The organism is Streptomyces mauvecolor, from assembly GCF_039532965.1.
In the GTDB taxonomy this organism is placed as follows: domain Bacteria; phylum Actinomycetota; class Actinomycetes; order Streptomycetales; family Streptomycetaceae; genus Streptomyces; species Streptomyces violascens.
In genome coordinates this window covers 327,230-341,706 of the sequence record NZ_BAAASQ010000012.1, presented here as the reverse complement: position 1 = coordinate 341,706, position 14,477 = coordinate 327,230, and the positions used below count along the sequence as shown (strand labels likewise).

Genomic DNA, 14,477 nt, shown 5'->3' with positions numbered 1-14,477 from the left:
CTGAGTGAAGAAGGGATTCTGCTGCCCCGAGAGAACCCCGGCGGACCAGTCCACATCAAGGGCCAATGCGTACCCGGTGGATCGTTTTCCCCGCTCAGCCACCACAGTGGCCTAGGGGTCAGGTGCCCGGGCGGTCGGCCAGTGCCGTCGGCGGCTCGTCGTCCATCTCGAAGGCCAGCGGGAACGGCGCATGGCCCGCGAGGCGGAACCAGCGCACCGTGCGGTGCCTGCGCAGCGCCCTCGCCGCCCGTACGGCGTCGTTGTGGAAGCGCCGCGCCATCGGCACCCTGCGCACCGCCTGCGCCAGCTCCTCGGCAGCCTCCACACCGCCCGGCGCCTCCCGTACCGCCTCGACCTGCGCGGGCTCCCCGAAGACCGCCCGCAGCGCCTGGCTGAGCTCGCTCTCGGCGACCTCCCGGTGCTCCTCCTCCGCCTGGCGTGCCGCGTGCGCGGCCTCGTACAGGACGATCGAGGCGGCCGGGTCCAGCACCCCGCTCGTGGCCAGTTCCTGGGTGACCGAGGCGCGGCGCAGCAGCTGGGCGTCCAGGGCGGCGCGGGCCGCGTCGATGCGGGCGTGCAGCCGGTCGAGCCGGCCGGCGGTCCAGCTGAGATAGAGGCCGATCGCGACGAGGGCGACGACGATCCAGATGAGGGTTACGGTCACGGGCCGCAAGGCTACCGGGGCGCCGGGGGCGGCCGTCCCGCCCGGGGGACGAGCCCGGGCTGGGAACGCGCGGCGGCGTAAGGAAGGCTGGGTCCCTCGATGCGGGCGGATCGGACGGACAGGGGGAACGGGCTGTGGACGCACGCCAGTTGGCCAACGGCGGCAGGGCCGGAGCGGCGGTCGCGCGCGACGTGGCAGAGCTGATCACCGAGGTGCTCGGCGGTCGGGACGCGCGGGTCGAGCCCGGGGACGGCTGGGCGCACACCCGGTTCACGACCGGCGACCAGGGTGTGCCGCTCGGCGTCGACGTGGTGGCCGACACCCGCCGTCCGCCGGCCGGCATCGCCTTCCTGCTGCCCGGCGGCGGCCTCGACTTCGACGCGAACTTCTTCACGCCGCGCGCCCGCAACCTCGCCCACCACCTACGCGCTGCCGGCCAGCTGGTGGTAGGGATCAGCCCGCGCGAGGACCTGGCCTCGGCCGCCGACATCACGGCGGACCGGGGCCTCGCCGCGCACGCCCGCGACGCCCGCTCGGTGATCGACGCCGTGACCGGGGTGCTTCCGCTCCCCCACCAGTTCGTGGGCCACTCGGCCGGGGCGGTGCTCGCCCTTGACCTGGCCTCCACGGACACCTCGCACCGGCTGCGCCGGGTGGTCGCCCTCGACACGACGGGCCCGTACACCGGCGATCTCGCGGTACGGGCCGCACAGTCGCGCACCGCGCTCCAGGGGCTCATCGACCGGGGCGCCTACGTCAACGACCCTGGCCTGAAAGGGCTGTTGGGGCGCGCCGTGGCCGATCCCGGCGGGGCGAGCGCGGCGCCGTGGCCGCCCGATCCCGCGGCCCGGTTCACCAACGCGGGGCTCGCGCACTTCGCGCTGATCCGGACGAATCACCTGCCCGGGCTCACCAACTGGATCTACCGGCAGGGCTTCAGCGCGGGGACCTACGCGTTCGGGGCGAGCCCCGCCGAGGACCGGTTCGCGCTCGCCCACACCCCGCTGGAGGTCTGGGCCGAGGCGACCGGCGCGCTGGGCAGCGGGCTCGTGCCGAACGCGCTGCTCCGCGATCTGATGTCGGTCTGGGCGGCCGACGGCACGGGGTACGCCATCGACTGGGCGCGCATCCGCGCCGAGGTGGTCTGGGTCAACATGGAACTCGGCCGGGGCGACCACCCGCGGGGCGCCGAGCTGATCCGGGCCGGCGGCAACGACCGGGTCGGCTTCCGCGTGGTGGCGGGCTACGGGCACGGAGACCCGGTGTGGGGCACCACGGCCGCGGCCGACGTGTGGCCGCTGCTGACCCCGGCGTGAGCGGGCGGGCCCGCCGAGCCCCGCCGGGTCCGGAGTTCAGTCCCTGGCCAGCCCGAACCGCGCCCGGAATCCGGTGCGTTCGTCCGTGGCCACCGCCGCCGCCCCGTGCGTCACCGTCTCGTACACCGCGAGGATGTCCGCGCCGACCGTCGCCCAGTCGAAGCGCCGCACATGCGCCGAGCCGCGTGCGCTCAGGCCCGCGCGGCGCGCCGGGTCGGCGAGCAGGCGTACGGCCGCCGAGGCGAGCGCGTCGGCGTCCTCGTTGGCGAAGAGGTCGCCCGCCGCACCCTGGTCCAGGACCTGCGCGAAGGCGTCCAGGTCGCTGGCGAGGACCGCGGCACCCGCCGACAGCGCCTCGACCAGGATGATCCCGAAGCTCTCACCGCCGGTGTTGGGCGCGACGTACACGTCAACGCTGCGCAGCAGCCGCGCCTTGTCCTCGTCGCTGACCATGCCCAGGAACTCGACCCGCGAGCGCATCTCGGGCGGCAGGGAGGCGACCGCCTCCTCCTCGTCGCCCCGGCCCGCGACGAGCAGCCGGGTCTCCGGGCGCTCGGCGAGGATCTTGGGGAACGCCTTCATGAGGACGGGCAGGCCCTTGCGGGGTTCGTCGATGCGCCCTATGAAGCCGAGGGTCTGGCCCTGCCACTCCTTCTTCGGCTCGGCCTTCGCGAAGAAGTCGACGTCGACGCCGTTGGGGATCACCACCGCGTCGCCGCCGAGGTGTTCCACCAGCGTGCGCCGCGCGTACTCGCTCACCGCGATGCGCGCGCTGATCTTCTCCAGGGCGGGCTGCAGGATCGGGTACGCCGCGATCATCGCGCGCGAGCGGGGGTTGGAGGTGTGGAAGGTCGCCACGATGGGGCCCTGAGCCGCCCAGCACGAGAGCAGGCCGAGCGAGGGCGAGGCCGGCTCGTGGATGTGGATGACGTCGAAGGTGCCGTCGTGCAGCCAGCGCCGCACCCGCGCGGCCGACAGGAACCCGAAGTTGAGCCGCGCCACCGAGCCGTTGTACGGGACCGGGACGGCCCGGCCCGCCGAGACGACGTAGGGCGGCAGCGGAGTCTCGTCGTCGGCGGGGGCGAGCACCGAGACCTCGTGGCCGAGGCGGATGAGGTGCTCGGCGAGGTCCCTGATGTGGAACTGGACGCCGCCGGGGACGTCCCACGAGTACGGGCAGACGATGCCGATCTTCACGGCCGCCGCTCCTCGAGGTCCGCGAGCCACAGGCGTTGCAGCATGTGCCAGTCCTCCGGGTGGTCGGCGATTCCGGTGGCGAAGGCATCGGCCAGCGCCTGTGTCATCGAGGACGTCCTGGAGGCCCGGTCACCTGTCTCGGGCACCTCGATGGGCGGGTGGACCCGACCCTTCATGACGGGCGAGTCGTCGTACCAGAGGGTCACCGGAAGGAGCAGCGCGCCGGTCTGCTGGGCCAGCATGGCCGGTCCGGCGGGCATCCGGGTCGCCTCCCCGAAGAACTTGACCTCGACGCCGGACGCCGACAGGTCGCGGTCGGCGACCAGACAGACCAGGCCGCCCGCGCGCAGCCGCCGGGCCAGCGTGCCGAAGGCGGAGCCCCCGACGTGCGGCAGGACCTCCATGCCGAGGCTCTCGCGGTAGGCGACGAAGCGGTCGTACAGCGTCTCGGGCTTGAGGCGCTCGGCGACCGTGGTGAACGGGGTGTCCAGCTTGGTGGTGACCCAGGCGCCCGCGAGGTCGTAGTTGCCCATGTGGGGCAGGGCGAGGACGACTCCGCGCCCGGAGGCGAGGCCCTCTGTGAGGTGGTGGACGTCCTCGGGCAGGAAGCCGCTCGCCATCCGGTCCTTGCTCCACGACGGCAGCCGGAAGGACTCCATCCAGTACCGCATGTAGGAGCGCATGCCGGCCTGCGAGAGGGCCGCGAGCCGCTCCGGAGAGGCGTCGGGGACGACGCGCGCCAGGTTGGACTCCAGGCGCAGCACGCTCTTGCCGCGCCGCTTCCACACCTGGTCCGCGATGCACCGGCCGAGCCCGTTCGCGACGGGTTCCGGCAGCTTTTTGACGGTGGCCCAGCCCAGGCCGTACAGCGCGTCGGTCAGCCTGTCCTTCATGCGCCCGCCTCACCGGCCGCCTGCGCGTCGGCCTCGGCGGACTCCCGGCGGACCGTCACCACGCGCTGGATCAGCGTGACGAGGCTGCCCACGGCCACGATCCACAGCGCGATGGGGAGCAGCACCTGGATGCCCGGCACACCGAACTTGTGCAGTCCGGCCAGGCCCGCGGCGACCAGCGAGATCACGAGCCGCTCGGCACGCTCCACCAGGCCGTTGACCGCGACCGGCAGCCCGATCGCCTCGCCGCGCGCCTTGGTGTACGACACCACCTGGCCGCTGGCCAGGCAGAAGATGGCCACCGCGCACAGGGCGTTGTCGTCGCCCTGCCCCGCGTACCAGAGGGCGAAGCCGCCGAAGATCGCGCCGTCGGCGACCCGGTCGAGCGTCGAGTCGAGGAAGGCGCCCCAGCGGCTGGAGATCCCGGCCTGGCGGGCCATGTTGCCGTCGACCAGGTCGGAGAAGACGAAGAGGGTGATGACGATGGTGCCCCAGAAGAACTCTCCACGGGGGAAGAAGACCAGCGCACCCGCCATCACTCCGGCCGTACCGATGAGGGTCACCGCGTCGGGGCTGACTCCGCGGCGGAGCAGAAATGCGGCGAACGGCGTGAGGACACGCGTGAAGAATGCACGCGCGTACTTGTTCAGCATGGCCTTCCCGAGGGGTCGGTGTGGCCGCGCGGCCCCTGCTGGCCACCGGCCGACCCATCGTAGCCACGACTGCGCGGCCGCACCGCCGGGCACCCGCCGCGTGACCGGCGGGCCACTGTCCGCGTGCGGTCCCGTACGACGTATGGACGCACAGTGACCGGAGTGGAAAGCTCGAATTACCGCGGGCGTCGCAGATGCCGCCTCCGCACGCGGAGTCCGCGTGTCCGCGCCCCCCTCACCACCTCACCGCGCACGAAACCGGGAGGAACGGACATGGGCGACAAGGCGAACGCACACCCCGGGGCCGCCGGCAGGGCTACAGCGGCCGACCACCCCTCATCCGTACGGAACGTGGTGCTGGTCGGCCACAGCGGATCCGGGAAGACCACTTTGGTGGAAGCGCTCGCGCTGGCGGCGGGGGCCGTCAACCGCGCGGGCCGGGTCGAGGACGGCGGGACCGTCTCCGACTACGACGAGATCGAGCACCGGCAGCAGCGCTCCGTACAGCTGTCGCTGGTTCCGGTCGAATGGGGCGGTTTCAAGATCAATATCTTGGACACCCCCGGATACGCCGACTTCGTCGGGGAACTCAGGGCCGGTCTGCGAGCGGCGGACGCGGCCCTTTTCGTCGTCTCGGCGGCGGACGGCGTGGACGGCTCGACCCGGATGGTCTGGGACGAGTGCGCGGCCGTCGGGATGCCGCGGGCGATCGTGGTCACGCACCTGGAGGCGGCCCGCGCCGACTTCGACGCGATGACCGGGATCTGCGCCGAGGCCTTCGGCGGCGACGACCCCGACGCGGTGCTCCCGCTGTACCTCCCGGTGCACGGCCCGGCCGGCCCCGACGGGCACGCGCCGGTGACCGGCCTGACCGGGCTGCTCTCGCAGCGGGTCTTCGACTACGAGTCGGGCGAGCGCAAGGAGACCCAGCCGGACGCGGCCCAGCTCCCGCTGATCGAGGAGGCCCGCAACCGGCTCATCGAGGGGATCATCGCGGAGAGCGAGGACGAGACCCTCATGGACCGCTACCTCGGCGGCGAGGACATCGATTTCAAGACGTTGGTCGCGGACCTGGAACGGGCGGTGGCGCGCGGCACCTTCCACCCGGTCCTGGCCGCGGCTCCCGCCGCCGAGGGCGCCAAGCAGGGCCTCGGCACGATCGAACTCCTCGAACTCGTCACCGGCGGCTTCCCCTCCCCCCTGGAGCGGGCGGCCCCCGAGATCACGACCCCGCAGGGCAAGCCGCGCCCGACGCCCTCGTGCACGGTCGAGGGCCCGCTGGTCGCCGAGGTGATCAAGACCTCGTCCGACCCGTACGTGGGCCGGATCAGCCTGGTACGGGTCTTCTCCGGCACCCTGCGCCCCGATGAGACGGTGCACGTGTCCGGCCACGGCATGGAGGACCGCGGCCACGAGGACCACGACGTCGACGAGCGGATCGGCGCGCTGTCCTCGCCCTTCGGCAAGCAGCAGCGCACGCTCACCAAGTGCGTCGCGGGCGACCTCGCGTGCGTGGCCAAGCTGTCCCGGGCCGAGACCGGCGACACCCTGTCCGGCAAGGACGACCCTCTCCTGATGGCCCCGTGGGACATGCCTGATCCGCTGCTCCCGCTGGCCATCGAGGCACACAGCAAGGCCGACGAGGACAAGCTCTCGCAGGGACTGTCCCGACTGGTCGCCGAGGACCCGACGATGCGCCTCGAACAGAACCCGCACACCCACCAGCTGGTCCTGTGGTGCCTGGGCGAGGCCCACAAGGAGGTCGCCCTGGAGCGGCTGCGCAGCAGGTACGGCGTCCAGGTCGATGTCGTACCGCACAGGGTGTCGCTGCGCGAGACCTTCGGCGCCAGGGCGGCGGGGCGCGGCCGGCACGTCAAGCAGTCGGGCGGGCACGGCCAGTTCGCGATCTGCGAGATCGACGTGGAACCGCTGCCGCCGGGCAGCGGCATCGAGTTCGTGGACAAGGTGGTCGGCGGCTCGGTACCGCGCCAGTTCATCCCGTCCGTGGAGAAGGGCGTACGAGCGCAGGCCGCGAAGGGTGTGGCCGCTGGGTATCCGCTGGTCGACGTGCGGATCACGCTCCTGGACGGCAAGGCGCACTCGGTGGACTCCTCCGACGCGGCGTTCCAGACCGCGGGCGCGCTCGCCCTGCGGGAGGCGGCCGCCGAGGCCCGTATCCATCTGCTCGAACCGGTCGCCGAGGTCCAGGTCCTGGTCTCCGACGACTACGTGGGCCCGGTGATGAGCGATCTGTCCGGGCGCCGCGGCCGGGTGGTCGGCACCGAACAGGCCGGCCCGGGCCGCACGCTGGTGCGCGCCGAGATCCCGGAGATCGAGATCGGCCGGTACGCGCTCGACCTCAGGTCCCTCTCCCACGGCACCGGGCGGTTCAGCCGCAGCTACGCCCGGCACGAGCCGATGCCACCCCAGCTAGCCGACAAAATTCGCGAACAGGCAGAAGAAGGGCGATAGTTGACAGAGCATCAGAATGCTGCCCGCCACAATCTCCTTGCGGCGGGCGGCATTCCGACGTCCCCTGACGGGCAGCCTGTGACCCCGATACGCTGTGGTCCCAGCTCAGCAGGTGTGCGGGGTACGGCAGTCGGGAACGTGTCGCAGAGCGACGATGTGCGGCGATGGGGGCGGCAGTGACGACGGAAGAGCCATTCTTCGACTTCTTGCCCAGGCCACAGGTGCCGCTCCAGGGCTCCGCCGGCCAGACGGCCGCGACCCAGGCGCTCGCCTCGGCCGCGTACCGGGACAGCCCGATCGAGGACATACTCAAGGCCAACAGCGAATGGCACGAGTCCGAGGTCAAGAAGGGCAAGCTGTCGCTCTTCGAACCCAACCTCGGCGAGGCCTTCGCGCGCGCCGTGCAGTCCCGGATGCTCGGCGCCACCCGCAAGGGCATCATCCAGTCCTTCGGCACCGAACCCGGAACCATCGTCGAGCACTGCCTGGCCGCGATCCGCATCCGCAAGGAGCGGGACACCAGGCTCACCCTGGTCATGGTCGTGTTCGGGCTGCTCTTCCTGCCCGGACTGCTGCTCTGGCTCGGCCTCTTCCAGCTGCGCCGCACGCTGGCCGGGGCCAAGGACCGGCGGGCCGGCGCGCTCGGCACCATCCTGCTCGCGGCGGCCGGCATCCTCGCCGTGATCTTCCTGATCAAACTGCCCTTCCACGGCTTCCTCGCCCTTTATCTGCGCGCCATGATCGTGGCCCCGATCGTCGGCTGGTACTGGGCGAAGCTCATCTGCGAGAAGACCGCACGGGACCTGCGCTCGCGCTGGGACAGCCTCCTGGGCGGCGGCGGCATCGGCGCCAAGATCCCCGAGGCGGTGCCCAAGAGCTCGGCGGCGGGCGCGGCGGAACAGCTGCGCCAGTCCCTGGTCAAGCTGGCCGCCGAGGACCAGAGCAACATCGTCTTCTACGCGGGGCCCAAGGGAATACTGGGCATGGGCACCCGCTGGGGCAGCTGGCAGCTCGCCGAGGAACTGGAGCCCAAGGAAGCCGGCAAGGAGATCCACGGCTTCCGCAGCTGGGACGTCATCCGGGCCATCCAGGACCGCCTCCAGCTCCTGGAGCGCGGCCCCCTGCACACCGGCGGCTTCCCCACCCCGTCCATCAAGAACTGGGTGGTCTCACCCATCGGCGAGGGCGCCAAGGAGGTGGCCCGGCCCAGCGGCCAGGACATCGACAACTTCCAGGTACGCGCCCACGAGATCCAGCGGATCTGCAACGAGCAGCAGTTCTCCAGCGGCAACCGGCACTACCTGGGCGTCCAGTTCACGCTCTGGGACGGCCAGTTGGTCATCACCATGATGGTCACCGTCACCGTGCTGCACGAGACGCTGCGGATCGAGGTGACCGGGCACGCGCTCGGCCCGGTGCACGCCCTGTTCACCACCAAGCCGGCACCCAAGACCAAGGAGGTCGACAAGACCTTCAAGTTCTGGGAGAAGAAGACGATCCCGCTCCCCCTGGTCGACGCCACCGAGGTGGTGCGCCTGGCCGCGCGGGCCCCGCTGACCTGGTACCCGCCGCTGCTCGACTACCTGGGCGGCAGGATAGCGCTGCCCGAGCCGTTCGGCCTGCGGCACGCCTGGGCCGACAAGCCCTGGCGTCACCGCTTCATGGCCGACGACGCGATGCGGGCCGCCACCCCCGTGCTGCGGGCGGTGCACTCCGCCGCCATGAAGGTGCTCGACGAGCACGGAGTGAACACCGACCGCTTCACCAACCGCTCGATGATCCTCAGCGGCCTGGTCCAGGACCCGGCGCCGAGGAAGGCGGACCTGTACGACGCGTAGGGCCGGCCGCTAGACCTGCGGCCAGGCGTCGGCCAGCATCTTGCGGGTGTCCGCGAGGAGTTGGGGCAGCACCTTGGTGTGGCCGACGACCGGCATGAAGTTGGTGTCGCCGCCCCAGCGCGGCACGATGTGCTGGTGCAGATGGGCGGCGATGCCCGCACCTGCCACGGTGCCCTGGTTCATCCCGATGTTGAACCCGTGCGCCCCCGACGCGGAGCGCAGCGCGGTCATCGCCCGCTTGGTGAGCTCGGCGAGCTCTAGCGTCTCGGCCGCGTCCAGCTCGGTGTAGTCGGCGACGTGACGGTAGGGCACGACCATGAGGTGCCCGCCGTTGTACGGGTAGAGGTTGAGCACCGCGTACACGTGCTCGCCCCGCTGGATGATCAGCCCGTCCTCGTCCGACTTCGCCGGAATCGAGCAGAAGGGACAGCCGTCACCGGCGTCCGGGCCGGTCGGCTTGTTCTCACCCTGGATATACGCCATCCGGTGGGGCGTCCACAGACGCTGGAACGCGTCCTGGACACCGACCCCGATCTGCTGTTCCGGCTCAGTCGTCATGCCATGCAGCATATGACTTCGACGCCCCGGGGCGTCGCCCGGGTGGCCGCTGCCGGAACGCACGAGGGCCCCCGGGAAGACGTGCTTCCCGGGGGCCCTCACGGCGTACGGCAGGCGTCAGACCTGGGCCCGCTCCGCCACGACCTTCTCGATCTTCGCGATCGCCTCGTCACGCGGAATGCCGTTCTCCTGCGACCCGTCGCGGTAGCGGAAGGAGACGGTGCCCGCGTTCATGTCGTCGTCGCCGACGATGATCATGAAGGGAACCTTCTGCTTCTGCTGGTTGCGGATCTTCTTCTGCATCCGGTCCGAGGACGCGTCCACCTCGACCCGCAGCCCCTTCTTCTTCGCCTCGGCGGCGAACTCCTGGAGGTACGGGATGTGGGCGTCGCCGATCGGGATGCCGACCGCCTGGACCGGCGCCAGCCACGCCGGGAACGCACCCGCGTAGTGCTCCAGGAGCACCGCGAAGAAGCGCTCGATGGAGCCGAACAGGGCACGGTGGATCATGACCGGCTGCTGCTTCGAGCCGTCGGTCGAGGTGTACTCAAGGCCGAACCGCTCGGGCTGGTTGAAGTCGACCTGGATGGTCGACATCTGCCAGGACCGCCCGATCGCGTCCTTGGCCTGCACCGAGATCTTCGGCCCGTAGAACGCCGCGCCACCCGGGTCCGGGACCAGCGGGAGACCCTGCTTCTCGGCCGCCAGGCGCAGCGCGTCGGTGGCCTCCTCCCAGGCCTCGTCGGAGCCGATGAACTTGTCCGACTCCGGGTCGCGGGTGGACAGCTCCAGCTCGAAGTCGTCCAGGCCGTAGTCGCGCAGCAGGTCGAGCACGAAGGTCAGGAGCGAGTCGAGCTCCTGGGGCATCTGCTCCTTGGTGCAGTAGATGTGCGAGTCGTCCTGGGTGAAGCCGCGCGCACGGGTCAGACCGTGCACCACACCCGACTTCTCGTACCGGTACACCGTGCCGAACTCGAAGAGCCGCAGCGGCAGTTCACGGTAGGAGCGGCCGCGCGCCTTGAAGATCAGGTTGTGCATGGGGCAGTTCATCGCCTTGAGGCGGTAGTTCTGCCCGTCGAACTCCACCGGCGGGAACATGCCGTCGCCGTAGTGCGGCAGGTGCCCCGAGGTGACGAAGAGCTCTTCCTTGGAGATGTGCGGGGTGTTCACGAACTCGTAGTCCGCGTCCTCGTGCTTCTTGCGCGAGTACGCCTCCATCTCCCGCCGGACGATGCCGCCCTTGGGGTGGAAGACCGCGAGGCCGGAGCCCAGCTCCTCCGGGATGGAGAACAGGTCGAGCTCGGCACCGAGCTTGCGGTGGTCGCGCTTCTCGGCCTCGGCGAGGAAGTCGAGGTGCGCCTTCAGCTCGTCCTTGGTCGGCCAGGCGGTGCCGTAGATGCGCTGCAGCATCGGGTTCTTCTCGCTGCCGCGCCAGTACGCGCCGCCCGAGCGCATCAGCTTGAACGCCGGGATGTTGCGGGTGGTCGGCAGGTGCGGACCGCGGCACAGGTCCTTCCAGCACAGCTCGCCGGTCTTGGCGTCGAGGTTGTCGTAGATGGTCAGCTCGCCGGAGCCGACCTCCGCGTCCGCGCCGTCGGCGGCCTGCGCGGCATTGCCCTTCAGGCCGATGAGCTCCAGCTTGTACGGCTCGTCGGCGAGCTCGACGCGGGCGGCCTCATCGGTGGTGACGCGGCGGGAGAAGCGCTGCCCGCGCTTCTGGATCTCCTGCATCTTCTTCTCGATGGCCTTGAGGTCCTCGGGCGTGAACGGCTTCTCGACGTCGAAGTCGTAGTAGAAGCCGTCCCGGACCGGCGGGCCGATGCCCAGCTTGGCCTCGGGGTGGAGCTCCTGGACGGCCTGGGCCATGACGTGCGCGGTGGAGTGGCGCAGGATGTTGAGGCCGTCCTCGGAGGAGATCTCGACGGGCTCGACCTCCTCGCCGTCCTTCACCTCGTACGCGAGGTCCTTGAGCTCGCCGGCCACGCGGGCCGCGACGATGGTGCGCTCACCGGCGAAGAGCTCGGCGGCCGTAGTGCCCGTCGTCACCACGCGCTCTTCCCGCTCGGAATCGCGTTGGATGATCACACGGACGTCTGACACCGGACTTCTCCTGCCGTAGGGGGGCGCGCAGCGTGTCGCGTACGCGAGACGATCCTACCGAGCCGGTGGGGTACGCCGCGAAACGGATACGGCGGCTCAGTCGGCCGCCGGGTCGGCATCCGCTCCGCAGGCCTCCTCGAAGAAGTCGAGGTTCTCCTGGAGGGACTTCATCAGGCGGTCCCGCTCGGCGTCGTCCACCTGTACCGGGGTCACCTCGCGGGCGGCGGACAGGCGCCGGAATCCGCCCCGGCTCTCCAGGCGCCCCACGACCCGGATCGGCAGTCCGACCAGATGCGCGTGCCCGGCGATGCGGTACGCCTCCTCGTCGAGCTCCATGCGTACGTGCGGCACCTCCGCCCCGGCGAGCACCCGCAGCCGTACGACGCCGGAGCCGCGCGGCCCCGAGCGGCGCAGCCGCACCACGGCGCCGGTGATCCGCACCGGCAGGGACGGCTCGTCGCTGAGGTAGCGGGCGCCGGCCTCGCGCAGGGCGGGCAGGTCGCCGGGCGAGAAGTCGACGGGCTCGGGCCGGGCCGCGCACCCGGCGGGCACCCCGGCCGCCGGCGCCCATTCGAGGGCGACGCGTACGCCTTCGGTGCCGCGCACCAGGGCGACCACGGACTCGGTGAGCTCTCTGCTGACGCCCGCCCGCACGGCCGCGTCGAAGGCTTCCATGCCGCCGGTGGTGCGCTGGTAGTCGACGGCGTCGCGCACCGCGTTGAGCGCCGCGTAGAGGCACACCACTGCGGGCCGCCCCGATGCCGCCGGCACGAACGCGGTGAGCCCGCCGCCCGGTCCCGGCTCGACGAGGACGCCTTCGAGCGAGGCGAGGGCCTGCCTGCGGTGGCGGGCCCCGTAGTACCCGGCCGGTCCGCGCACGGCGAGCGCGCCCGCGAGGAGCATCCGGTGGGCGGCGCCGCGCAGTTGTTCCTGCTCGCTCCAGGAGGCGGCGCCGGCCGGCCCCTCGGGCACCTCGCGCCACCAGCGCACCTCGTCGCTGGGCACCGCGAGCGAGACGAGCACCTCGCGTGCGGAGGGCGCGGCGCTGCGGGCGAGCGCGGTGAGCGCCTCGCCGAGCAGGTCCTCGCTGTCGGGGTAGGCCCGGCTCTCCGGGACGAGCAGGCTCATGCCGGAGCCGATCGCCCCGGGCGGCGTCCAGCGCGCGTAGCGCCCCGCCGCTCCCCCGCGCCGCCGCCAGCCGTGCCGGTGGAGCAGCACCCCGAGCACCGCCGGATCGACCTGGCCGGGACCCGGCACAATCCCGCCGAGCTCATCGTCGGACCAGCGCATCAGGGTCTCCCTCCCGCCCCGACCCGCGTCATGATCTCGCAGAGCGCGCGGTCGTCGAAGATCCGCGAGGTCGGTATTCGCACCGTGGTCCTGCGCCGGCCGGTCACCGGGTGGCCGGCCAGATTGGTCCAGTAGCAGCAGTGCCGGAGCGCCAGGCGGTCGTGGCCCGCGCGCAGCCACTCGTCCTGACTCCTCGGCACCAGCATCACGACCAGGATCTTGTGCACCGACACGGGCGTGCGGGCCAGCTTCACCAGGTGCGCGTTGTCCAGCGTGAAGGAGAAGGCCCCGCCCGGCGGATGCGGCGGTATCTGGTACGTGCACTTGAGCTGCACCTTGATCGTCACTTCGTCGTCGACCGTGTGCCCGGGGGCGCTGTGGCTCACGTGCCAGTCGATCCCGTTGTCCGGAAAGGGCTGCGACAGCGAACACCCCGCTGCGGCCGCCACCGCGTGCAGGTAGCCCACCTGGAGGGTCTCCATGCAGGCGGTGGTGGCGAGCGAGCCGCGCAGCGGTGCGATCCGCTCGGGCAGCAGACCGTGCCCGGGCGCGGCCGGATCGGGCTGCGCGAGCGCCATGGCTGTCGTATGCCTTCCGGAACTGTGCCGAACTTTCCCCGTGACGGCCCGTCAAACTCCAGTCCCGTCACCAGTGTTGTCTCCGTACTCGGGTCCCCGCAAACGGCGTATGTCGCAAACGGCCCGGGTATCACGGAATCGGGCAGGGGATGCACGCCATCTGCCAGGAGTGTGCGAGGAGTTGAGTAGACATGACGTGCTGGTACGAGGGTCCCCTGGCGGCGTTCGACACCGAGACCACCGGGGTGGACGTCGAGGGGGACCGGATAGTTTCGGCCGCGCTGGTGATCCAGGACGGCCCGGACGCCCGGCCGCGCTCCACGCGCTGGCTGGTCAACCCGGGCGTACCGGTCCCGGCGGGCGCCACCGCGGTCCACGGCCTGACCGATGAGCACCTCCAGCTGAACGGGCGCTGGCCGGCCCCGGTGATGGAGGAGGTCGCGAGGTCGCTGGCCGAGCAGTGCGCGGCGGGCCGGCCGCTGGTCATCATGAACGCGCCGTTCGATCTGACGCTGCTCGACCGGGAGTTGAGGCGCCACCGCGCGGCCTCGCTGTCCCACTACCTGGGCCAGAATCCGCTGCGCGTGCTCGATCCCCGGGTCCTGGACAAGCACCTGGACCGCTACCGCAAGGGCCGCCGCACGCTGACCGACCTGTGCGAGCACTACGGGGTGACACTGGAGGGCGCGCACGACGCGGCGGCCGACGCGCTGGCCGCCCTGGAGGTCGTACGGGCCGTGGGGCGCAGGTTCGCGTCCCGCCTGGAACGGCTGACGCCGACCGAGTTGCACACGCTCCAGGCCACCTGGCACGCGGCCCAGGCGCGCGGTCTGCAGGCCTGGTTCACCCGGCAGGGAACCCCGGAGCTGGTGGACACGGCATGGCCGCTGCGGCCCGAACTCCCGGCGGCGGCCTGAA

At 71.5% G+C, this 14,477-nt stretch carries 12 protein-coding genes; 4 read left to right on the top strand and 8 right to left on the bottom strand.

Translation table 11 applies throughout. From position 1 onward, the window contains the following. Window positions 1–118: 118 nt before the first annotated feature. The gene (locus ABD346_RS18440; RefSeq protein ID WP_344376053.1) at window positions 119–664 is read right to left on the bottom strand and encodes a LemA family protein; all 546 of its coding nucleotides are present in this window, start codon (window positions 662–664) and stop codon (window positions 119–121) included. 134 nt (window positions 665–798) lie between these two features. Between ABD346_RS18440 and ABD346_RS18435 the strand changes: the two genes are divergently transcribed. Next, on the top strand, window positions 799–1,980 hold the full coding sequence (locus tag ABD346_RS18435; RefSeq protein WP_344376051.1) for an alpha/beta fold hydrolase: 1,182 nt from the start codon (window positions 799–801) through the stop codon (window positions 1,978–1,980). 36 nt (window positions 1,981–2,016) lie between these two features. Here ABD346_RS18435 and ABD346_RS18430 read toward each other — a convergent pair whose 3' ends face one another. From ABD346_RS18430 to pgsA, 3 genes are read right to left on the bottom strand one after another with little or no spacing between them, the layout of a single operon-like run. Continuing rightward, a complete protein-coding gene (locus ABD346_RS18430) occupies window positions 2,017–3,177 on the bottom strand; it encodes a glycosyltransferase family 4 protein (protein WP_344376049.1) in 1,161 nt (386 codons plus the stop codon). Further along, the gene (locus ABD346_RS18425) at window positions 3,174–4,070 is read right to left on the bottom strand and encodes a phosphatidylinositol mannoside acyltransferase (protein ID WP_344376048.1); all 897 of its coding nucleotides are present in this window, start codon (window positions 4,068–4,070) and stop codon (window positions 3,174–3,176) included. The genes ABD346_RS18430 and ABD346_RS18425 overlap by 4 nt, the downstream gene beginning before the upstream one ends. Continuing rightward, complete coding sequence (pgsA, locus tag ABD346_RS18420; protein ID WP_344376046.1) at window positions 4,067–4,723, bottom strand: phosphatidylinositol phosphate synthase; 657 nt, start codon at window positions 4,721–4,723, stop codon at window positions 4,067–4,069. The genes ABD346_RS18425 and pgsA overlap by 4 nt, the downstream gene beginning before the upstream one ends. A 273-nt stretch (window positions 4,724–4,996) precedes the next feature. On the opposite strand from pgsA, the gene ABD346_RS18415 reads away from it, so the two are divergent. Then, window positions 4,997–7,195 (top strand): elongation factor G-like protein EF-G2, encoded by a 2,199-nt coding sequence (locus ABD346_RS18415; RefSeq protein ID WP_344376044.1) that lies wholly within the window; start codon window positions 4,997–4,999, stop codon window positions 7,193–7,195. Between the two features lie 164 nt (window positions 7,196–7,359). Continuing rightward, window positions 7,360–9,033: a hypothetical protein gene (locus ABD346_RS18410; RefSeq protein ID WP_344376042.1), complete on the top strand. Its 1,674-nt coding sequence runs from the start codon at window positions 7,360–7,362 to the stop codon at window positions 9,031–9,033. Between the two features lie 9 nt (window positions 9,034–9,042). Here ABD346_RS18410 and ABD346_RS18405 read toward each other — a convergent pair whose 3' ends face one another. From ABD346_RS18405 to ABD346_RS18390, 4 genes are all read right to left on the bottom strand, one after another. Further along, window positions 9,043–9,603: an HIT family protein gene (locus ABD346_RS18405; protein ID WP_344376040.1), complete on the bottom strand. Its 561-nt coding sequence runs from the start codon at window positions 9,601–9,603 to the stop codon at window positions 9,043–9,045. A 105-nt stretch (window positions 9,604–9,708) separates the two neighbouring features. Further along, window positions 9,709–11,691 carry a threonine--tRNA ligase gene (gene thrS / locus ABD346_RS18400; RefSeq protein ID WP_344376037.1) on the bottom strand — a complete coding sequence of 661 codons (1,983 nt, stop codon included), beginning with the start codon at window positions 11,689–11,691 and terminating at the stop codon, window positions 9,709–9,711. Between the two features lie 96 nt (window positions 11,692–11,787). Further along, entirely contained in the window at window positions 11,788–12,981 is a 1,194-nt protein-coding gene (locus ABD346_RS18395) for a hypothetical protein (protein WP_344376036.1), read from the bottom strand. Further along, complete coding sequence (locus ABD346_RS18390; RefSeq protein ID WP_344376034.1) at window positions 12,981–13,559, bottom strand: DUF4365 domain-containing protein; 579 nt, start codon at window positions 13,557–13,559, stop codon at window positions 12,981–12,983. The genes ABD346_RS18395 and ABD346_RS18390 overlap by 1 nt, the downstream gene beginning before the upstream one ends. Window positions 13,560–13,750: 191 nt before the next feature. Here ABD346_RS18390 and ABD346_RS18385 point away from each other — a divergent pair, with 191 nt between their 5' ends. Beyond that, window positions 13,751–14,476 (top strand): 3'-5' exonuclease, encoded by a 726-nt coding sequence (locus ABD346_RS18385; RefSeq protein WP_344376033.1) that lies wholly within the window; start codon window positions 13,751–13,753, stop codon window positions 14,474–14,476. Window position 14,477 lies beyond the last annotated feature (1 nt).

Bases quoted from the DNA above. Each gene is read 5' to 3' on its own strand.
- ABD346_RS18405 (WP_344376040.1), bottom strand. From the start codon at position 9,603: ATGCTGCATGGCATGACGACTGAGCCGGAACAGCAGATCGGGGTCGGT.
- ABD346_RS18410 (WP_344376042.1), top strand. From the start codon at position 7,360: ATGGGGGCGGCAGTGACGACGGAAGAGCCATTCTTCGACTTCTTGCCC.
- ABD346_RS18415 (WP_344376044.1), top strand. From the start codon at position 4,997: ATGGGCGACAAGGCGAACGCACACCCCGGGGCCGCCGGCAGGGCTACA.
- ABD346_RS18425 (WP_344376048.1), bottom strand. From the start codon at position 4,070: ATGAAGGACAGGCTGACCGACGCGCTGTACGGCCTGGGCTGGGCCACC.
- pgsA (WP_344376046.1), bottom strand. From the start codon at position 4,723: ATGCTGAACAAGTACGCGCGTGCATTCTTCACGCGTGTCCTCACGCCG.
- ABD346_RS18385 (WP_344376033.1), top strand. From the start codon at position 13,751: ATGACGTGCTGGTACGAGGGTCCCCTGGCGGCGTTCGACACCGAGACC.
- ABD346_RS18390 (WP_344376034.1), bottom strand. From the start codon at position 13,559: ATGGCGCTCGCGCAGCCCGATCCGGCCGCGCCCGGGCACGGTCTGCTG.
- ABD346_RS18395 (WP_344376036.1), bottom strand. From the start codon at position 12,981: ATGCGCTGGTCCGACGATGAGCTCGGCGGGATTGTGCCGGGTCCCGGC.